Consider the following 19,051-nt stretch of genomic DNA (forward strand, 5'->3'; position numbering starts at 1 on the left):
CCCTGGGCCACCCGTATCGACTCCGGAGGACACGTTGGGCAGCAGAGGCAAGCGTCGCGTCCCGGCGCGCCGCAACACGAACGCCCTGGTGATCGGAGGCGTCTCCGTCGTCGCCGTCATCGGGGCCGGAGTCGGGGCGTACGCCCTGATGGACAGCGGAACATCGTCCTCCGCGGCGGCCGACGCCAAGCCGAAGGTGAAGACGGGCCCGCCGTCCGCCGCCGAGGTGCGCACGGCGGCCGACCGGTTCCTGACCGCCTGGCAGTCCGGTGACGCCGCGAAGGCCGCCGGGTACACGGACGACGCGGCCGCCGCCCAGCAGGCGCTCGCCGGACTGTCGAAGGACGCCCACCTCACCGACGTGAAGCTCACGCCCGGCCGGCGGTCGGGCGCCGAGGTCCCCTTCCACGTCACGTCCACGGTCACGTACGAGAAGACGAAGAAGCCGTTCGCGTACGACTCCTCGGTCACGGCCGTGCGCCGCAAGGCCGACGGCAAGGTGCTCATCGGCTGGCAACCCTCCGTCGTGCACCCGGAGTTGAAGGACGGCGACCGGCTGGTCACCGGTGAGGCCGGCGATCCGCCGGTCAAGGCCGTGGACCGCAACGGCGGCGAGCTGTCCGCGAAGACGTATCCGTCGCTCGGCGCGGTCGTCGACGGCCTGCGCGAGAAGTACGGCAAGAAGGCGGGCGGCACGGCCGGCGTGGAGCTGCGGATCGTGCGCAAGGAGGCCTCGGGCAAGGGCGAGAAGAACGCCGTCCCGGACAAGACGCTGCTCACCCTCTCCGAGGGCACTCCGGGCACCGTGAAGACGACGCTCAGTCCGACGCTGCAGGCCGAGGCCGAGAAGCAGGTCGCCTCGCGCAAGCGGGCCGCGGTCGTCGTGGTCCGGCCGTCGACCGGGGAGATCCTGGCGGTCGCCAACTCCTCGCCCGGGTTCAACACGGCCTTCCAGGGCTCCCTCGCGCCCGGCTCCACGATGAAGGTCATCACGTCGTCGCTGCTGCTTGAGAAGGACCTCGCGGGCGTCGACAAGCAGCACCCGTGCCCGAAGTACTTCACGTACGGGCACTGGAAGTTCCAGAACGACGACAAGTTCGAGATCAAGAAGGGCACGTTCAAGGCGAGCTTCGCGGCGTCCTGCAACACGGCCTTCATCAGCCAGGCCCCGAAGCTGGAGAACGACTCGCTGACCAAGCAGGCCCAGCAGGTCTTCGGGCTCGGGCTCGACAACTGGTCGATCGGGGTGCCGAGTTTCGACGGCGCGGTGCCGGTGCAGTCGGAGGCGCAGATGGCGGCCTCGCTGATCGGGCAGGGCGGCGTGCGGATGAACCCGCTGAACATGGCGTCGGTCGCCGCGACCGTGAAGTCGGGCAGCTTCCACCAGCCCTACCTCGTCCCGCCGGACTTCGACCACCGCACCCTCGCGAAGGCGTCGCGCGCGATGTCCGCGGGGACGGCGGCTCAGCTGCGCGAGCTGATGCACTACACGGCGGTGGCGGGCACGGCGGTCAAGCCGATGTCGGGGCTCGGTTCCGACATGGGGGCGAAGACCGGTTCCGCGGAGGTCGACGGGCAGAAGGAGCCCAACGGCTGGTTCACGGCGTACCGCGGTGATCTCGCGGCGGCGGCCGTGGTGCAGCAGGGCGGGCACGGCGGTGACTCGGCGGGCCCGGTCGTCCGGCAGATGCTGCTGGCCGGGGGCTGACGCCGATACGGGGTCGCGTGGGCGGTACAGCGACCATTAGCGTGCCGTCCATGACCTCATCAGACAGCGCAGCTCCTCCCCGTTTCGCCGAGGCCGTGACCGCCATGGGTCTGGCCGAACTCCTGCCGCGCGTACGCCGTTTCCCCGATTCGACCCGCACCGCGCAGGAGGCGGCCGACGCGATCGGCTGCGAGCTGAGCCAGATCTGCAAGTCGCTGATCTTCGCGGCGGACGGGGTGCCGGTGCTCGTCCTGATGGACGGTTCCTCGCGCGTCGACGTGGAGCTCGTGCGGCGGGAGCTGGGCGCGGAGAAGGTGACCCGGGCGAAGGCGGACGTGGTCCGGGACTTCACCGGGTACGCGATCGGCGGCGTCCCGCCGTTCGGGCACCGCACCACGACCCGGGTCCTGGCGGACCGTTCGCTGCTCGCGCACGACGTGGTGTGGGCGGCGGCGGGCACCCCGTACGCCGTCTTCCCGATGGAGCCCAAGGAGCTGGTCACGCACGCGGGCGCCGCGCTCGTGGACGTGCGCGAGTGACACCGCTGGTCACCACGGCCGTCCTGCTCGCCGCCGTCACCCACGCGTCGTGGAACGCGCTGGCCCACCACATCACGGACAAGCTGGTCGGCTTCACGCTGATCGGCGGCGGGGCCACGCTGATCGGCCTGCTCATGGCGCCGTTCGTGCCGGTGCCGGACGGGGCGGCCTGGCCGTACCTGATCGTCTCGGCCCTGATCCACATCGTGTACTACGTGCTGCTCATGGCGTCGTTCAAGCTGGGCGACTTCGGCCAGGCGTATCCGATCGCGCGCGGCACCGCGCCGCTCGTGGTGACGGTGCTCGCCGCCGCGTTCGTGGGCGAGGTGCCCGACGGCTGGCAGGCGGCGGGCGTCGCGGTCTCCTGCGCGGGCCTGACGGGCCTCGCCGTGTGGGGGCTGCGGGGGACGGGGCGGCGGCCCGACTGGACGGCGCTCGGCGCGGCGCTGGCGACGGGCCTGTCCATCGCGGCGTACACCGTCGTCGACGGCGTCGGCGTCCGCGCGTCGGGCTCCTCCCTCGGCTACATCGTCTGGCTGATGATCCTGGAGGGCATCGCCGTGCCCGCCTACGCGTGGTGGCGCTGGCGCGGTGAACTCGGCGCGCGGCTGCGGCCGTTCGCGGCGATCGGGCTGCTCGGCGCGGCGCTGTCCATGGCGGCGTACGGGCTCGTCCTGTGGGCGCAGACCCGGGCGGAGCTGGCCCCGATCTCCGCGCTCAGGGAGTCGTCGATCATCGTGGGCGCGGCGATCGGGGCGGTGTTCTTCAAGGAGCGGTTCGGCCTGCCGCGGATCGTCGCGGCCGGGGTGATGGTGGCCGGCATCGGACTGATGCTGCACGCGAGCTGACGAGGGCGGGGCCGGCCCCTCAGCTCGGAGGGTTGGTCTTGAAGCCGACGTTGACGGCGGTCACGCCGCCGTCCACCGGCAGCACGGTGCCGGTCACCCACGCCGCGTCCCGCGACGCGAGGAACGCCACCGCCGCGGCGATGTCCTCCGGCTCACCGACCCGGCCGAGCGGGTACAGCCGCGCCACGGAATCCGGGTTCCGGCCCTGGTCGGCCCAGACGCCGGTGCGGACCGTGCCGGGGGCGACGAGGTTGACCCGGACGCCGCGCGGGCCCGCGTGCCCGGCGAGCGTGCGGGTCAGCGAGATCAGGCCGGCCTTCGCGGCGCTGTAGGCGTGGTTGCCGAAGTCCTGGATCCCGTTGACGGACCCGATGTTGACGACGGCGCCCCGCCCGGACGCCGCGAGGTGCGGCAGGGCGGCGCGGCTGCACCGGTAGGCGCCGGTGAGCGTGAGGTCGAGGTCGCGGGCCCAGACCTCGTCGTCCTCGTCCTCGAAGAGCGGGGCGTCGGGGTGGCAGGAGTAGGCGTTGTTGACGAGGACGTCGAGGCGGTCGAAGGTGTCGACGGCGTGCGCCACCGCGGCCTCGACGGACGCCCGGTCGCCGACGTCACAGCGGAACTCCCGCGCTTCACCGCCCTGTTCACGGATCTCCGCGGCGACCTTCTCGGCGGCCGCGAGGTCGATGTCGGTCACCAGGACCCGGCCGCCCTCCTCGGCCAGCCGGCGGGCGACGGCGGCGCCGATGCCGCGGCCCGCGGCGGTGACCAGTACTCCGTGTCCTTCGAAGCGTGTCATGCCCGGGACGCTACCCGGGGCATCCCCGACGGACCCCTCAGGGTGCGCTGGGGGTTCGACCAGGGTCCTCCCGGGTCGAGTGGGAGCGCTCCGGCGACCACGATCGGCGCATGACCTCTTCAGGCAGAGACTTCCTCGTCGCTCCCGTCCTCTTCGGCGCGTACGGCGTGATCCGCATCCTCGACGGGCTCGACGACGTGCGGGGCCCCGGACTCGCGTGGACGGCCGGGCACCTGTGCTTCCTGGCCGGACTCGTCTTCTTCGTCCGGGGGTTCGCCACGATGCGGACGCTCGCGGGGCGGCGCGACCGGTGGGCGCGGGCCGGTCTGGCGCTCGGGGTGGTGGGCGCGGTGGCGCTGACGGTGCAGTTCGGGGCGGACGTCGTGACGGGTCTGCTGGCCGACGACCACGCCGACATGGCCCGGCTGTCCGACGACTTCGGCTCGCTGCCGGGCGTGGAGCTCGCGTTCTACGCGGTCGGGCCGATGCTCTTCTTCGTCGGCCAGATCGTCCTGACCCTGCGCCTGTACGCGCTGCGCAGGCTGCCGGTGTGGGCGCCGTGCCTGGTCTTCGCGACGGCGCTGATGCCGTTCGCGACGAAGGACCTGATCCCGCTGGGAGCCCTGTTCCTGCTGCTCGCCTACGCCCCGCTGGCGCGCTCGTCGAGTGCCGATCGCACCGCCGCGACCAGGGCCTGAGCGCGCGGGTCGGCGGTGACGCCCTTCTGCATGCCGTTCGTGACGTAGCCGAACGCGATGCCGGACTCCGGGTCGGCGAACCCGAGCGCTCCGCCGCGCCCCGGGTGGCCGAAGGAGCCGGGGCCGAGCAGCGGTGAGGCGACGCCGTGCAGCATGTACCCGAGGCCGAAGCGGGACGGGACGACGAGGACGCGGTCGGGTCCCGAGGAAGCTTCGGTACGGGCGAGCCGGGCGGTCTCCGGGGTGAACAGCCGGGTGCCGCCGTCGACTTCGCCGATGAGCGAGGCGTAGAAGCGGGCGAGGCCGTCCGCCGTGCCGATGCCGTTGGAGCCGGGGAGCTCGGCGGCGCGGTAGGCCGGGTCGTTCTCGTCCGGGGACGGGCTGATCGATCCGAAGGCCCGGCTGGTCAGGGAGGCGGGGTCGCCGTACGCCTCGGTGAGGGCGCGCTTGGGGCGGGCGCGCAGCCCGCCGGGGGCGGCCGGGGGTTCGACGGGGCCGACGCGTCCGGCCCGGTGGGCCTGCTCGTCCGGCAGTCCGATCCACAGGTCGGCGCCGAGGGGCCCGGCGATCTCGTCGGCGACCCAGCCGCCGATCGACCGGCCGGTGGTCCGGCGCACGAGTTCACCGGTGAGCCAGCTGTACGTCTGGGCGTGGTAGCCGTGGTCGGTGCCCGGGGCCCAGGCGGGGGCCTGGGCGGCGACGGCCGCGGCGCCGAGGTCCGGGTCGGCGGCCTCGGCGGGGGTCAGCGGCCGGTCGAGGGCGGGCACGCCGGCCCGGTGGGCGAGCACGTCACGGACGCGGACGTCCTCCTTGCCGTGCGCCTTGAACTCGGGCCAGTACGCGCCCACCGGTGCGTCGAGGTCGAGTGCGCCGCGCTGGTGCAGGAGCAGCAGGACCGCCGCGGCGACGCCCTTGGTGGCGGACCGCAGGAGCTGGGCGGTGCCGGGCGTCCACGGCGTGCCGTCCCGGCCGCCGTCGACGTCCCGCGTCCCGGCGTGCAGATCGACGACCCGGTGCCCGTCCCGGTAGACGACGACCGCGGCACCGCGCTCGCCCCGCTCCGTGAAGTTGCGGGCGAAGGCGGCGCGTACGCCTGCGAATCGGGGGTCGGTCGTGCCGTTCACTGCGGTGTCCACGGTGGGTGCAACAGGCACGGATGCCGGTTGATTCCGTGCGGCGGGGCGCTCACCCGCTACCGGGCGACCGACGCGGGGTCGAAGCCGAAGGGCAGTTCCAGGCGGTGCGCGCGCATCAGGTCCTCGTCCGTGAGGAGGTCGCCGGTGGGGCCGTCCGCCGCGATGACGCCCTCGCTGAGGATCAGCGAGCGCGGGCACAGTTCGAGGGCGTACGGCAGGTCGTGGGTGACCATCAGGACCGTGACGTCCAGCGAGCGCAGGATGTCGGCCAGTTCGCGGCGCGAGGCCGGGTCGAGGTTCGAGGACGGCTCGTCCAGGACCAGGATCTCCGGCTCCATCGCGAGGACCGTGGCCACCGCCACCCGGCGGCGCTGGCCGAACGACAGGTGGTGCGGGGGCCGGTCCGCGAACTCCTCCATGCCGACCAGGGCGAGGGCCTTGCGGACCCGGTCCTCCAGTTCGGCGCCCTTCAGGCCGGCCGCCGCCGGGCCGAACGCGACGTCCTCGCGCACGGTCGGCATGAACAGCTGGTCGTCCGGGTCCTGGAAGACGATGCCGACCTTGCGGCGGATCTCCGCCATGTTCCGCTTGTCCACCGGGAGCCCGGCCACGGTGACCGTGCCGGCGCCGCCCGTCAGGATGCCGTTGAGGTGGAGGACGAGGGTGGTCTTGCCCGCGCCGTTCGGGCCGAGCAGCGCGACCCGCTCGCCCCTGCCGATGGTGAGGTCCACGCCGAAGAGGGCCTGGTGCCCGTCCGGGTAGGCGAAGGCGAGGCCGGAGACCTCCAGAGAAGCAGTCACAGCGTCCATCCCAACAGACATACGACGAGCGCCGTGCCCGGCAGGGCCAGCGCGTAGGACCACTGTGCCCGGGACGCGCTCACCTCGTCGATCACCGGCATCGAGCCCGCGTAGCCCCGGCTGACCATGGCCAGGTGCACGCGTTCCCCCCGCTCGTAGGAGCGGATGAAGAGCGCCCCCGCCGACTTGGCGAGGACGCCCCAGTGGCGTACCCCGGACGCCTCGAAGCCGCGCGACTCCCGGGCGATCCTCATGCGGCGCATCTCGTCGGTGATCACGTCGCCGTAGCGGATCATGAAGGAGGCGATCTGGACGAGCAGCGGCGGCAGCTTGAGGCGCTGGAGGCCGAGCAGCAGGGCGCGCAGCTCGGTCGTGGCGGCCAGCAGCACCGACGCGGCGACGCCGAGGGTGCCCTTGGCCAGCACGTTCCACGCGCCCCACAGTCCGCTCTCGCTCAGCGACATGCCGAGCACCTGCACCCGCTCGCCCTCCGCGACGAATGGCATCAGGACGGCGAAGGCGACGAACGGGATCTCGATCAGGAGCCGCTTGAGCAGGAAGCCGGCCGGCACCCGGGCCGCGTACGCGACCCCCGCGAGCAGCACCGCGTACAGCGCGAACGCCCACATCGCCTCGCGCGGGGTGGAGACCACGACGACCACGAAGCAGAAGACGGCGGCGAGCTTGGTGTGCGGGGGCAGCGCGTGCACGGGCGAGTGCCCGGCACGGTAGAGGCGGTGGGCGTGACCTGCGCCCATGTCAGACGCTCTGCTGGGTGCGGATCTCGGTGGACGTCGGCTCGCTGGTGCGCCGCCTGCGCAGCGCCCAGAAGACGGCCGAACCGGCGACGACGGTCACGCCGACGCCGATGACTCCGGCGAGGCCGCCGGAGAGCCGGGCGTCGGTGACGTCCTTGACGCCGTAGTCGGCGAGCGGGGAGTCCGCGGAGGCGTGCTCCTCGGTCTTGCTGTCGATGCCCTTGTCGTGGGCGACCTTCTCCAGGCCGTCCGGGTTCGCGGACGCGTAGAAGGAGACGAAGCCGGCCAGGACGAGGGAGGTGACCAGGCCGATCACCCAGATCTTCCGGTGCGAGCGGGCCGCGACGGGGGCTGCGACGGGGGCCGCCGCCGGGGTGTCCGGGGCCGCGTCGACGAGTTCCCCGCCGACCCGCAGCTTGAGCTTCTGCTGCAGGCCCCGGGCGCCGTACACGAGGTCGGGCCGCACGGCCACGACGGCGCCCACGGTGAGCGCGGTGATCACGGCCTCGCCGATGCCGATCAGGACGTGCACGCCGACCATGGCGGTGGCGACCTTGCCGATCGAGACGTCGGTCGTCCCTCCGATGGCGTAAAGGAGGGTGAAGACGATCGCGGCCGCCGGGACCGAGAGCAGGGACGCCACGAAGGACGCCACGGTGATCGAGCGGCGGCTGCGCGGCAGCACCTTCACGAGGCCGCGGAAGACGAGGTAGGCGACGACGGTGGTGGTGATCGCCATGTCGGTGATGTTCACGCCGAGGGCGGTCAGGCCGCCGTCGGCGAAGAGCACGCCCTGCATGAGGAGGACCACGGACACACAGAGGACCCCTGTGTAGGGGCCGACGAGTATCGCGGCGAGCGCGCCGCCGAGCAGATGGCCGCTGGTGCCCGCGGCCACCGGGAAGTTGAGCATCTGGACGGCGAAGATGAACGCCGCGACCAGACCGGCCAGCGGCGCCGTGCGCTCGTCCAGCTCGCGGCGCGCGCCGCGCAGGCTGACGGCGACGGCACCCGCGGCGACGACACCTGCGGCCGCCGAGACGGGGGCGTTGATGAATCCGTCGGGGACATGCATGGCGGGCTCTCCGGCGCTCGGGCTGCTGGTGACTGGCAACCGGGCTGGTTGACCGTTCGATGATAGTGCCCTGTTGCGAATGCCTTGCAAGAGCGTCGCAGAACCAATTAGGCCTGGTCCGTACAGTCGGGCATATGGGACATTGGATGACATGAGCGCCGTCGAGCAGTACGTCGAGCAGTACGCCCGCGCCCGCGTCGTCACCGACTCCCCCGAGGCACCCCGGGCCGTTCCGGTGATCCTGCGCTACGACGGCCGGATCCACGTCACGCTCCCCGACTCCGGCGAGTGGATCTTCCCGCGCGATCTGCTCGAGCGCGGTCTGCGCGCCCCCGTCACCGCCGGCGACGTCCGGATCTGGCCCTGCGGCCGGGTCCAGGTGGTCATCGAGTTCCACGAGCACGCGAACGGGGCGACGGTCGTGCAGTTCGACGCGAAAGCGCTGATCCGCTTCCTGCGCCGGACGTACACGGCCGTCGCCCCGGTGACCCCTCAGGGCATCACGCGCTGACGAGCTCGCGGTCCTCCTCGGGCCGCTCGCCCGCGGCGGCGCCCTTGGCGAGGCCCTCGCCCTCGACGTCCACGTTGGGCAGCGCCCGGTCCAGCCACTTCGGCAGCCACCAGGCCTTCTTGCCGAGCAGTGCGAGCACCGCGGGCACGATCGTCATGCGGACCACGAACGCGTCGAAGAAGACGGCGATCGCGAGACCGAAGCCGATCATCTTCACCATCTGCTCGGAGCTTCCGATGAAGCCCGCGAACACCGCGATCATGATGATCGCCGCGGCCGTGACCACCCGCGCCCCGTGCCGGAACCCGGTGACGATCGCCTGCGCGGGCCGCTCGCCGTGCACGTACGCCTCGCGCATCCGCGTCACGAGGAACACCTCGTAGTCCATCGCGAGACCGAAGACCACGCCCACCATGAAGATCGGCATCATCGACATGATCGGGGTCGTCTGGTCGACGCCGAAGACCGAGCCGAGCCAGCCCCACTGGAAGACGGCGACGACGGCGCCGAGCGCGGCGAGCACCGAGAGCAGGAAGCCGAGGGCGGCCTTCAGCGGCACCAGGACCGACCGGAAGACGACCATCAGGAGCAGGAAGGCCAGGCCCACGACGAGCGCCAGGTACGGCACGAGCGCGTCGTTGAGCTTCTGCGAGACGTCGATGTTCATCGCCGTGGAGCCGGTGACGCTCAGCTCCGCGCCGGTGTCGGCCTTGATGTCCTTGCCCTCGTCACGGATGGCGTGGACGACGTCCTCGGTCTCGACGGAGGACGGCTTGTACTTCGAGACGACGCTGACGATGGCGGTGTCACCGGCCTTGTTGAACGTGGCCGGGGTGACCGCGGCGACGCCGTCCGTGTCCTTGATCGCGGTGACGACCCGGTCGACGGCGTCCTTCGGGTCGTCCGCGCCCTTGGCGTCGACGACCGTCATGAGCGGCCCGTTGAAGCCGGGGCCGAAGCCGTCGGAGAGCAGGTCGTACGCCTTGCGCTGGGTGGTGTCGGTCGGCTGGACGCCGTCGTCGGGCAGGCCGAGTTCGAGCGAGGCGACCGGGATCGCCATGGCGCCGAGGCCGACGATGCCGGCGATCAGGACGGCGACCGGGCGGCGCAGCACGAAGCGGGCCCAGCGGGTGCCCATGTTGGCCTTGGGCTCGGCCTGCTCCGTGACGTCGCGGGCGTCGAGCGCCTTGCGGGCCTTGCGGCCGTGGACGCGCTTGCCCGCGTAGCCGAGCAGCGCCGGGATGAGCGTGAGGGCGATGAGCACGGCGATGGCGACGGTGCCGGCCGCGGCGATGCCCATCTTGGTCAGCATCGGGATGTTGACGACGGCGAGGCCGACGAGGGCGATGACGACGGTCAGACCCGCGAACACGACCGCGGAGCCCGCCGTGCCGACGGCCCGCCCGGCCGCCTCCTCGCGCTCCCGGCCCTCGGCCAGCTCGGCGCGGTAGCGGGAGACGATGAACAGCGCGTAGTCGATGCCGACCGCGAGGCCGATCATCATCGCGAGGGTCGAGGTGGTGGTGCCGAGGTCGAGCGCGTTGGCGAGCGCCGTGATCGACGAGACGCCGATGCCCACGCCGATGATCGCGGTGAGCAGCGGAAGCCCCGCCGCGAGCAGCGAGCCGAAGGTGATGACGAGGACGACGGCCGCGACGGCGATGCCGATGACCTCGGTGGCGCCCGTCTCCGGCATGGCCTGCAGCGCGTCACCGCCGACCTCGACGGTCAGCCCGGTCTCCTTGGCCTGGTCGATGACCTTCTGCAGCGCGTCCCGGTCGTCGTCGGTCAGCTCCATCGAGGAGACCTTGTACGAGGCCGAGGTGTAGCCGATCGTGCCGTCCTTGCTGACCGTCTTGGCGGCGAACGGGTCGGCGACGGACGCGACCTGCTTCGAGCTCGACTTGATCGCGGAGACGGTGTCCTGGACGTCCGCCTTGTTGGCGGCGTCGGTGAGCTTCTCGCCGGCCGGCGCCTTGAAGACGACACGGGCGGTGGCGCCGTCGGCGGCGGAGCCGGGGAAGCGCTGGTCCAGCAGGTCGAAGGCCTTCTGGGCCTCGGTGCCGGGGATCGAGAAGGAGCTGGAGGCGGCGGTCGGCGCGGAGGCCGCGCCCACGCCCGCGAGCGTGAGCAGCGCCACCCAGATCAGGGCGACGAAATGCCGTCGGCGAAAGGCTAGTTTGCCGAGCTTGTAGAGGAACGTGGCCACGAGGGCGTACTCCCGGTCAGGTCGTGGGGCGAATCGGGGCAGGGGGTGTCGGCCCGACGACGTGAGCGGTGCGCGTCAGGTGAGCAGGGGTGCTGCGGAAGGGAGTTACGCGCTGAGGGCGGGGAGGACCACAGCGTCGATGTACGAGGAGAGGTAGGCCCGCGTGGGTGGCAGCTCGTCGATGAGCGTGCGGGTGGCGAACGCGCCGATCAGCATGTGCATCACATAGTCGAGCGCCGGGTTGTCGGCCCGGATCTCGCCTCTGTCCACGGCTCGCTGCAGCATGCGGTCGAGACCGGACAGTTCGGGAGCGACGATCCACTCCTTGAAGGCCGCGAGCAGATCGGGGTTGGCGTGCACGGCCACCATCAGGCCGCGCATCAACGCGCTGTTCTGCTCCATGTGACAGTCGTCCTCGCGGAGGGCCATCGCATGCAGATCACCGCGCAGCGAGCCGGTGTCGATCGCGTCGAACTGCGGCTTCTGGTTCCGCAGCGCCTTCACCACCAGCTCGGCCTTGCCGCCCCACTGGCGGTAGAGCGTCGCCTTGCTGGCCCGGGTGCGGGCGGCCACGGCGTCCATCGTCAGGGCGTCGTAACCGACCTCGCGGAGCAGATCGAGCACGGCGCCGTACAGCTCGGCCTCGCGCTCGGGCGTGATCCGGCTGCGTCGCGCTGCCGCTTCGGCGACCATGACCTCACCTGACCTCTCCGTGTCCTTACGCCATGAACCTACCCCTTCACGTATCGAAACGAAACCGTTTCGTACGTGGGCTGCACCACAGTGTGCCCCGCCAGGGGCCCAGGTTGCCGGAGGCCATCGCGCGGAAAAGCATGGGGAGGTGACAGAAGAGACAGCCGAGGCGTACCTGCGATTCCCGCACCTGAGCGGCGAGCGACTCTGTTTCGTGGCGGAGGACGATCTCTGGGTCGCCCCCCTGGACGGCTCCGCGCGGGCCTGGCGGGTCACCGCCGACCGGACCAAGATCGGCCACCCGCGCTTCGCCCCCGACGGCCGCCACATCGCGTACACGACCTGGCGCAGCCTCGACCCGGAGATCCACCTCGCACCGGTCGACGGCGGCGCCGCCCGCCGCCTCACGTACTGGGGCAGCGTCGACACCCAGGTCCGCGGCTGGTCACCCCCCGACAAGGACGGACGGGCCGACGTCCTCGCGGTGGCCTCGCACGGCGAGCCGTTCTCCTACTTCACCTTCGCCTACAGCGTCCCGACCGACGGCTCCCCCGGCGGCAAGCTCCCCTGGGGCCCGGTCAGCGACATCCAGGTCGCCGACATCGACGGGGAGCGCAGGACCCTGCTCCTGACGGGCACGCCGCCGCACGAGCCGGCCGCCTGGAAGCGCTACCGGGGCGGCGCGCAGGGCCGGTTGTGGGTGCACGGGCAGCGGATCCTCGCCGACCTCGACGGACATCTGGACGCCCCGATGTTCGTCGGCGACCGGATCGCGTTCCTCTCCGACCACGAGGGCGTCGGCAACGTCTACTCGTGCCTGCCCGACGGCTCCGACCTGACCCGGCACACCGACCACGACGCCTTCTACGCCCGGCACGCCTCGTCCGACGGCACCCGGATCGTCTACCAGTGCGCGGGCGAGCTGTGGATCCTGGACCACCTCGGCCCCGGCTCCGAGCCGCGCCGGCTGACCGTGCGGCTCGGCGGCCCGCGCGCCGGACGCCGCAGCTACCAGGTGCCGGCCGCCCACCACGTCGACGCGCTCTCGGTCGACGAGACGGGGCGGGCCAGCGCGGTCGTCGTGCGCGGCTCCTTGTACTGGCTGACGCACCGGGACGGCCCGGCCCGCACCATCACCGACACCCCGGGCGTCCGGGTCCGGCTCCCCGAGATGCTCGGTTCCGGCGGGCAGGTCGCCTACGTCACCGACGCCGAGGGCGACGACGCCGTCGAGATCGCCTACCTGCCGCGCGCCAGCGGCGACCGGGAGCCGCGCCGGCTCGCCTCCGGGGGGCTCGGCCGCGTCCAGGAACTGGTCTCCGCCCCGGACGGCGAGCGCCTCGCCATCGCCTCGAACGACGGCCGGCTCCTCCTCATCGACGCGACGGAGGAGTCGAACGGCGAGGTCACCGAGCTGATCCGGTCCACGAACGGTCCGGTCCGCGATCTCGCGTTCTCACCGGACGGCGCCTGGCTGACCTGGTCGCACCCGCGCATCGGCCGCTCGCTGCGGCAGATCAAGATGGCCCGCATCAAGGACCGCACGATCGTCGACGTCACCAACGGCCGCTTCGAGGACGAGAACCCGGTCTTCACCCGGGACGGCCGCTACCTCGCGTTCCTGTCCTGGCGCGGCTTCGACCCGGTCTACGACGTGCACACCGGCGACCTGTCGTTCCCGCTGGGCTGCCGCCCCTACCTCGTACCGCTGTCGTCGGCGACCCCGTCCCCGTTCGCCCTCTCCCCCGACGGGCGCACGGCAGCCGGGGGCCTCGACCCGGCCGACGACACGGGCGCCACCGGGGACGGCACGCCGACCGTGGAGATCGAGGGCCTGCCCAACCGGGTGGTGCCGTTCCCCGTCGCGGCCTCCAAGTACTCGGCGATGTACCCGGTCGCCGGCGGCGGGCTCGTCTGGCTGCGCTGGCCGATCTCGGGCGCGCTCGGCGAGACCTTCGCCAACCCGGCCGACACCTCGTCCCAGCCGACCCTCGAACACTTCAACCTGGCCAAGGGCAAGAAGACCCAACTGGTCGACCACATGGACTGGTTCGCGGTCAGCGGCGACGGAACCCGGCTCGTCGTCGGCGACGAGGGCGAGCTGAGCGCCGTGCCGTCGGCCGAGGCGGGCGACAACGACTCCACGATCTGGATCGACCTGCGCCGCATCCTGCACGAGGTGGACCCGGCCGCCGAGTGGCGCCAGTCGTTCGACGAGGCGGGCCGGCTCATCCGGGCCTACTTCTGGGAACCGCGGATGTGCGGCATCGACTGGGACGCCGTCCTCGACCAGTACCGGCCGCTGGTCGAACGGGTCGCGTCCCCCGACGAGTTCGCCGACCTGCTGCGGGAGGTCCTCGGCGAACTAGGCACCTCGCACGCCTACGTCGCCGCCGCCCGCCGCAACGAGGGCCCGCCGCACTACCAGCGCGCCCAGGGCCTGCTCGGCGCCAACCTGGTCTGCCGGGACGGGAGTTGGATGCTCACCCGGATCCTGCCCGGCGACTCGTCCGACTCCAAGGCCCGCTCCCCGCTCGCGGGCACCGGCATCCGCGAGGGCGCGATCCTCACCCATGTCGACGGCCGCCCGGTCGACCCGCTCACGGGCCCGTACCCGCTGCTGGCGGGCGCGGGCGGCACGACCGTGGAGCTGACCTTCACCCCGGCCGAGGGCGAGGGCCGGGCGCGCCGCGTCGCGGTCGTCCCGCTCGTCGACGAGCGGCCGCTGCGCTACCAGGACTGGGTGGCCAAACGCCGTGCCGTGGTACGGGAGTTGAGCAACGGCAAGTGCGGCTATCTGCACATCCCCGACATGGGCGGGTCCGGCTGGGCGCAGTTCAACCGGGACCTGCGCATGGAGGTGTCGCGACCCGCGCTCATCGTCGACGTCCGGGGCAACGCGGGCGGCAACATCAGCGAGCTGGTCGTCGAGAAACTGACCCGGAAGATCATCGGCTGGGACCTGACGCGGAACGCGCAGCCCGTGTCGTACGCGTCGAACGCGCCGCGCGGACCGGTGGTCGCCCTCGCCGACGAGGCCACCTCGTCCGACGGCGACATGATCACCGCGGCGTTCAAGCTGCTCGCGCTCGGCCCGGTCGTCGGCCAGCGCACCTGGGGCGGCGTGGTCGGCATGACCGGGCGGCACAAGCTCGGCGACGGCACGGTGATCACGGTGCCGATGAACGCGGCGTGGTTCCCCGAGTACGGCTGGTCCGTCGAGAACCGGGGCGTCGACCCGGACATCGAGGTCCTGCGCACCCCGCTGGACTGGGCGGAGGGCCGGCACGCGCAGCTCGACGACGCGGTGCACCTCGCCCTCGACCTGCTGCGGGAACAGGGCGCCCTCGACCCGCCGGACTACACGGACGTGCCGGACCGCCGCCGCCCGAAGCTGCCGCCCCGGTAGGGCGGCGGCTTCGGGCGGCTTCGGGCAGGGAGGAGGGGGACGCCGGGCAGACGCAATCGGACCCCACCCGGCGTCCCGGGTGGGGTCCGACTCGCTCAGGGGGAAGCGTCAGGCGTCGTAGTCCTGGTCGAACTTGTCCTGTGCCTCCTGGGCGGCCCGCTGCGCCTGGTCCGGGGCCTGCGAGCTGCGCTCGCTCGCCTCGTCCTGCGCCTGCTGGGCTCGCTCACTCGACTCGTCCTTGGCGCCGCCCATGGCGTCCTTGGCCTTGTTGGAGAGCTCTTCGCCCTTGTCCTTGAACTGGTCCATGATGCCCATGCTGTTCACTCCCGTTGGTGGGTGAGGGGATTGGGCCTCGACCAGCCTGACACGGCCGGACATTCATCGCATTTCGATCAATGACCGACCGTGTCGAAGGGAGAGAACCGCAGGTCAGCGCTCTCGTACCTGCTCGTCGGCGGCGCCGCCGGCCCCCACGAGACCGCGCGACACACTGCCGAGCCGCGGCTCGAACCGGCGCATCTCGCGCTGCCCGACCGAGCCGATGACCGCGGGCAGGTAGCCGCGGATGCCCTGCATGCCGCGCAGCCACCACTGCGCGTACACGTGCGACGACCGCCGCTCGATGCCCGCCACGATCCGGTCGACGGCCGGGCCCAGCGGATACGTCTTGTTCGACGGCCAGGGCAGCCGCTGGCGCAGCTCGCGCATCACGTCGTCCTGGTCGGCGCCGCGCACCATGTCGGTGTCGGTCCAGGACAGATAGCCGACGCCGACCCGGACGCCCTTGTAGCCGACCTCGGCGCGCAGGCTGTGCGCGTACGCCTCCACGCCCGACTTCGACGCGCAGTACGCGGTCATCATCGGCGCGGGCGTGATCGCGGCGAGCGAGGCGATCTGCAGCAGGTAGCCGCGCGACTCCATGAGGACGGGCAGGAAGGCGCGGGCGGTGACGGCGGACCCGATGAGGTTCACCTCGATCACCCGGCGCCAGGCGACGGGGTCGGAGTCGACGAACGGCCCGCCGGTCGCGACGCCCGCGTTCGCCACGACGATGTCGACCTTCCCGAACCGCTCCTTCACCTCCCGCGCGACCTGCGCCATCGCCTCGTGGTCGGTGACGTCCGCGTGCCACCAGTCGGCGTCGGCGTGCAGCCGCCCGGCCACCTGCTTCAGCTCGTCCGGCTCCAGGCCGACCAGGGCGATCTTGGCGCCGCGCGCCGACAGCTTGCGGGCGAGCAGCTCACCGACTCCGCGCGCGGCGCCCGTGACGACCGCGACCTGCCCTTCCAGACTGACCTTGCTCATGCGACATCCGCCCCCTTCTCCGTCTGTACGTAGGTGTCCGACAGCTCGCGGATCTTCGCCGTGACGGCTTCCGGAGCCTCGATGGGTGTCATGTGGCCGAGGCCCGCCAGTTCGGTCAGGCCCACGCAGTCCGGCAGCGCTGCGGCGATCCGCCGGGCGTGCACGGCGGGCGTCATCCGGTCCGCGGTCCCGACGACGACGGCCGTCGGCATCGTCAACTCGCCGACGTGGTCGTCGAGTTGCAGCGTCTCCAGCACATGCGACCAGCCGTGCCGGACACCGCGCGGGCAGGCGTGCACGATGCGCGCGCAGGCCTCCACCTTGTCCGGTGACGAACCCGGGCCCATGGTCGCGAACTTGAGGACCTTCTTGCCGACCGGCGTGACCGGGCCGAGCGGCGCCTTCGACCCGAGGATCGAGCGGGTGAGCCGGGTGCGCAGGGTGCCCGCACCGAGCATCGGCACCACGGTCGCCTCGGAGACGAGGCCCGAGCTGCCGGTGCTGCACAGCAGGACGGCGGCGGCGTGCTCCTTGAACTCGGGCCGCTTCGCGGCGGCCATCATCGTCATGCCGCCCATGGAGTGTCCGGCGAGCACCGCCCGCTCCCCCGGACCGAGCGTCGCGCCGAGCACGGCGACCAGGTCGTCGGCCAGCATCTCGGGGGTGTACGGGAGCTGCACGGCGGCCGGGCTGCGGCCGTGCCCCCGCTGGTCGTACACGACCACGCGGTGGTCGGCGGCGAGGTCCCGCACCTGCGCGGCCCAGAAGGCGGTCGAGCAGGTCCAGCCGTGGGCGAGCACCACGGTGGGCGCCGCCGTGTCCTCGGAGGGGCCGTGCACCTCGACGTGCAGCCGGGCCCCGTCCGCCGACTCGACGGTCAGCTCGCGGGCGGCGACGGGCGGGGCGAACGGCCCGGACGTCACGTGCATCAGGCGGCTCATGCGGCCTTCACCTCTGCCTTCTTCGTGCGCTTGGCGGTACGGGACGTGGCAGGACGCTCGGCGACGGGCGGGCGCACGACCTCGTACTCGCCGACGTCGACGTGCCGGGTGGCCTGCCGGAACTCCGTGGTGGTGCCGGGCCAGACGGTCGTGTTGCGGCCGTTGGCGTCGAGGTACCAGCTGGTGCAGCCGCCGGTGTTCCACACGGTGCGCTTCATCCGGTCCTGGACCCGGTTGTTCCAGCCGGTGACGGCGGTCTCGCGGGGGTTCAGGGCGACGCGGCCGCCGAGGACGTCCAGCTGCCGCATGTAGTCGGCCAGATAGTTCAGCTGGGACTCGATCATCAGGATCATCGAGGAGTTCCCGAGGCCGGTGTTGGGCCCGATGATCGTCATGAAGTTCGGGAAGCCGGCCGCGGTGGCGCCGCGCAGCGCCTTCATGCCGTCCTTCCACGACTGCATGAGCGTGTCGCCGTCGGCCCCGGTCACCCGGTCCGCGATCGGCATGTCGGTGACGTGGAACCCGGTGCCGAAGATGATCGCGTCGACCTCGGCCTCGCTGCCGTCGGCGGCGACCAGGGTGTTCCCGCGGATCTCGCTCAGCCCGGAGGCGACGACGTCGACGTTCGGCTGGGCCAGCGCCGGATAGTAGGTGTTGGACAGCAGGATCCGCTTGCAGCCGATGCGGTAGTCGGGAGTGAGCTTGGCGCGCAGCGCCGGGTCCTTGACCGCGCGGTGCATGTTCGCCTTGGCCAGGTTCTCCACCAGGCCCAGCTCGTTGGGCCGCTTGGTGAACGCCTGGACCTGCAACTCCCTTATGCCCCACAGGAGTCCGCGGCGCGCCTGGGTGGTGAAGGGCAGCTGGCGGTGCAGCCAGCGCTCGGCCTTCGTGATGGCGCGGTCGGCGCGCGGCATCACCCACGGGGGCGTGCGCTGGAAGAGGGTGAGCCGCCCGACCTCGCGCTGGATCGCGGGCACGATCTGGATGGCGGAGGCGCCGGTCCCGATCATGGCGACGCGCTTGCCGCGCAGGTCGTAGTCGTGGTCCCAGCGGGCCGAGTGGAAGACCTTGCCGGTGAACGAGTCGATGCCGGGGACCTCGGGGACCTTCGGGTCGGAGAGCGGTCCGGTGGCGGAGACGACGACGTCGGCGGTGAGGGTGCCGCTCGCGGTCTCGATCTCCCACCAGAGCTTCTCGGCGTCCCAGCGCGCCTGCTTCACCTCGGAGTCGAAGCGGATGTGCGGGCGCAGCCGGAAGGTGTCGGCGACGTGCTCCAGGTACTCGTGGATCCGCTCCTGGCCGGAGAAGGTGCGCGGCCAGTCCGGGTTCGGCGCGAAGGAGAAGGAGTACAGGTGGGACGGTACGTCGCAGGCGCACCCCGGGTAGCTGTTGTCGCGCCAGGTGCCGCCGACGGTGCCGGCCCGCTCCAGGACCACGAAGTCGGTGATGCCCTCGCGGCGCAGCCGGACCGCGGCGCCCAGACCGCCGAACCCGGACCCGATCACCGCCACCCGCACGTGCTCATGCCCGCGCTCGTCCGTGCCCATCCCGGCGCCTCCTTTGCCGCACGATCCCGCCAGTGAACACTGGCGCAATTCGGAGAGTAGAGCAGGTGCGTACTGATG

17 protein-coding genes are annotated in these 19,051 nt (G+C 72.1%); 6 read left to right on the forward strand and 11 right to left on the reverse strand.

From position 1 onward, the window contains the following. Nucleotides 1-34: 34 nt before the first annotated feature. From M4J07_RS16430 to M4J07_RS16440, 3 genes are read left to right on the forward strand one after another with little or no spacing between them, the layout of a single operon-like run. Nucleotides 35-1,708, forward strand: coding sequence for a penicillin-binding transpeptidase domain-containing protein (locus M4J07_RS16430; protein ID WP_255972520.1), 1,674 nt, complete (start codon nt 35-37; stop codon nt 1,706-1,708). A 50-nt stretch (nt 1,709-1,758) separates the two neighbouring features. Beyond that, entirely contained in the window at nt 1,759-2,247 is a 489-nt protein-coding gene (locus M4J07_RS16435; RefSeq protein WP_255972521.1) for a YbaK/EbsC family protein, read from the forward strand. Then, nucleotides 2,244-3,095 (forward strand): EamA family transporter, encoded by an 852-nt coding sequence (locus M4J07_RS16440; RefSeq protein ID WP_255972523.1) that lies wholly within the window; start codon nt 2,244-2,246, stop codon nt 3,093-3,095. Before M4J07_RS16435 ends, M4J07_RS16440 begins: the two co-directional genes overlap by 4 nt. Before the next feature lie 19 nt (nt 3,096-3,114). Here the strand turns inward: M4J07_RS16440 and M4J07_RS16445 are convergent, their stop codons facing one another. Beyond that, on the reverse strand, nt 3,115-3,891 hold the full coding sequence (locus tag M4J07_RS16445; protein WP_255972524.1) for an SDR family NAD(P)-dependent oxidoreductase: 777 nt from the start codon (nt 3,889-3,891) through the stop codon (nt 3,115-3,117). A 110-nt stretch (nt 3,892-4,001) separates the two neighbouring features. On the opposite strand from M4J07_RS16445, the gene M4J07_RS16450 reads away from it, so the two are divergent. After that, the gene (locus tag M4J07_RS16450) at nt 4,002-4,589 is read left to right on the forward strand and encodes a hypothetical protein (RefSeq protein WP_255972526.1); all 588 of its coding nucleotides are present in this window, start codon (nt 4,002-4,004) and stop codon (nt 4,587-4,589) included. On the opposite strand, the gene M4J07_RS16455 is transcribed toward M4J07_RS16450, so the two are convergent. The 4 genes from M4J07_RS16455 to M4J07_RS16470 form a co-directional block, all read right to left on the reverse strand. After that, the gene (locus M4J07_RS16455; RefSeq protein ID WP_255972528.1) at nt 4,532-5,713 is read right to left on the reverse strand and encodes a serine hydrolase domain-containing protein; all 1,182 of its coding nucleotides are present in this window, start codon (nt 5,711-5,713) and stop codon (nt 4,532-4,534) included. The genes M4J07_RS16450 and M4J07_RS16455 overlap by 58 nt on opposite strands. 68 nt (nt 5,714-5,781) lie before the next feature. Then, nucleotides 5,782-6,534, reverse strand: a complete 753-nt coding sequence (locus tag M4J07_RS16460) for an energy-coupling factor ABC transporter ATP-binding protein (protein WP_255972529.1) — start codon at nt 6,532-6,534, stop codon at nt 5,782-5,784. Further along, nucleotides 6,522-7,283: a cobalt ECF transporter T component CbiQ gene (gene cbiQ / locus M4J07_RS16465; RefSeq protein WP_255972531.1), complete on the reverse strand. Its 762-nt coding sequence runs from the start codon at nt 7,281-7,283 to the stop codon at nt 6,522-6,524. The genes M4J07_RS16460 and cbiQ overlap by 13 nt, the downstream gene beginning before the upstream one ends. A gap of 1 nt (nt 7,284) precedes the next feature. Continuing rightward, nucleotides 7,285-8,358 carry an energy-coupling factor ABC transporter permease gene (locus M4J07_RS16470; RefSeq protein ID WP_255972533.1) on the reverse strand — a complete coding sequence of 358 codons (1,074 nt, stop codon included), beginning with the start codon at nt 8,356-8,358 and terminating at the stop codon, nt 7,285-7,287. A 151-nt stretch (nt 8,359-8,509) separates the two neighbouring features. Here M4J07_RS16470 and M4J07_RS16475 point away from each other — a divergent pair, with 151 nt between their 5' ends. Then, complete coding sequence (locus M4J07_RS16475; RefSeq protein ID WP_255972534.1) at nt 8,510-8,869, forward strand: SsgA family sporulation/cell division regulator; 360 nt, start codon at nt 8,510-8,512, stop codon at nt 8,867-8,869. Here the strand turns inward: M4J07_RS16475 and M4J07_RS16480 are convergent. Together M4J07_RS16480 and M4J07_RS16485 are read right to left on the reverse strand one after the other, a co-directional pair. After that, a complete protein-coding gene (locus tag M4J07_RS16480; protein WP_255972536.1) occupies nt 8,859-11,078 on the reverse strand; it encodes an MMPL family transporter in 2,220 nt (739 codons plus the stop codon). The two genes, M4J07_RS16475 and M4J07_RS16480, sit on opposite strands and share 11 nt — an antisense overlap. A gap of 105 nt (nt 11,079-11,183) precedes the next feature. Then, nucleotides 11,184-11,771, reverse strand: coding sequence for a TetR/AcrR family transcriptional regulator (locus M4J07_RS16485; RefSeq protein WP_255972538.1), 588 nt, complete (start codon nt 11,769-11,771; stop codon nt 11,184-11,186). 148 nt (nt 11,772-11,919) lie between these two features. Here M4J07_RS16485 and M4J07_RS16490 point away from each other — a divergent pair, with 148 nt between their 5' ends. Then, nucleotides 11,920-15,180, forward strand: coding sequence for a S41 family peptidase (locus M4J07_RS16490; protein ID WP_255972540.1), 3,261 nt, complete (start codon nt 11,920-11,922; stop codon nt 15,178-15,180). A 108-nt stretch (nt 15,181-15,288) separates the two neighbouring features. Here the strand turns inward: M4J07_RS16490 and M4J07_RS16495 are convergent, their stop codons facing one another. From M4J07_RS16495 to M4J07_RS16510, 4 genes are all read right to left on the reverse strand, one after another. Beyond that, entirely contained in the window at nt 15,289-15,495 is a 207-nt protein-coding gene (locus tag M4J07_RS16495) for a hypothetical protein (protein WP_255972542.1), read from the reverse strand. 114 nt (nt 15,496-15,609) lie between these two features. After that, nucleotides 15,610-16,485, reverse strand: a complete 876-nt coding sequence (locus tag M4J07_RS16500) for an SDR family oxidoreductase (protein WP_255972544.1) — start codon at nt 16,483-16,485, stop codon at nt 15,610-15,612. Next, nucleotides 16,482-17,426 carry an alpha/beta fold hydrolase gene (locus tag M4J07_RS16505; RefSeq protein ID WP_255972546.1) on the reverse strand — a complete coding sequence of 315 codons (945 nt, stop codon included), beginning with the start codon at nt 17,424-17,426 and terminating at the stop codon, nt 16,482-16,484. The genes M4J07_RS16500 and M4J07_RS16505 overlap by 4 nt, the downstream gene beginning before the upstream one ends. Further along, the gene (locus tag M4J07_RS16510; RefSeq protein ID WP_255972548.1) at nt 17,423-18,973 is read right to left on the reverse strand and encodes a flavin-containing monooxygenase; all 1,551 of its coding nucleotides are present in this window, start codon (nt 18,971-18,973) and stop codon (nt 17,423-17,425) included. Before M4J07_RS16510 ends, M4J07_RS16505 begins: the two co-directional genes overlap by 4 nt. Nucleotides 18,974-19,051 lie beyond the last annotated feature (78 nt).

It is taken from the genome of Streptomyces longispororuber (assembly GCF_024448165.1).
Lineage (GTDB): Bacteria > Actinomycetota > Actinomycetes > Streptomycetales > Streptomycetaceae > Streptomyces > Streptomyces longispororuber_A.

What these genes read in the sequence shown, in the direction of transcription:
- M4J07_RS16510 (WP_255972548.1), bottom strand. Translation starts at nt 18,973, where the DNA reads ATGGGCACGGACGAGCGCGGGCATGAGCACGTGCGGGTGGCGGTGATC.
- M4J07_RS16470 (WP_255972533.1), bottom strand. Translation starts at nt 8,358, where the DNA reads ATGCATGTCCCCGACGGATTCATCAACGCCCCCGTCTCGGCGGCCGCA.
- M4J07_RS16445 (WP_255972524.1), bottom strand. Translation starts at nt 3,891, where the DNA reads ATGACACGCTTCGAAGGACACGGAGTACTGGTCACCGCCGCGGGCCGC.
- M4J07_RS16505 (WP_255972546.1), bottom strand. Translation starts at nt 17,426, where the DNA reads ATGAGCCGCCTGATGCACGTGACGTCCGGGCCGTTCGCCCCGCCCGTC.
- M4J07_RS16500 (WP_255972544.1), bottom strand. Translation starts at nt 16,485, where the DNA reads ATGAGCAAGGTCAGTCTGGAAGGGCAGGTCGCGGTCGTCACGGGCGCC.
- M4J07_RS16485 (WP_255972538.1), bottom strand. Translation starts at nt 11,771, where the DNA reads ATGGTCGCCGAAGCGGCAGCGCGACGCAGCCGGATCACGCCCGAGCGC.
- M4J07_RS16450 (WP_255972526.1), top strand. Translation starts at nt 4,002, where the DNA reads ATGACCTCTTCAGGCAGAGACTTCCTCGTCGCTCCCGTCCTCTTCGGC.
- M4J07_RS16460 (WP_255972529.1), bottom strand. Translation starts at nt 6,534, where the DNA reads ATGGACGCTGTGACTGCTTCTCTGGAGGTCTCCGGCCTCGCCTTCGCC.
- M4J07_RS16435 (WP_255972521.1), top strand. Translation starts at nt 1,759, where the DNA reads ATGACCTCATCAGACAGCGCAGCTCCTCCCCGTTTCGCCGAGGCCGTG.
- M4J07_RS16475 (WP_255972534.1), top strand. Translation starts at nt 8,510, where the DNA reads ATGAGCGCCGTCGAGCAGTACGTCGAGCAGTACGCCCGCGCCCGCGTC.
- M4J07_RS16495 (WP_255972542.1), bottom strand. Translation starts at nt 15,495, where the DNA reads ATGGGCATCATGGACCAGTTCAAGGACAAGGGCGAAGAGCTCTCCAAC.
- cbiQ (WP_255972531.1), bottom strand. Translation starts at nt 7,283, where the DNA reads ATGGGCGCAGGTCACGCCCACCGCCTCTACCGTGCCGGGCACTCGCCC.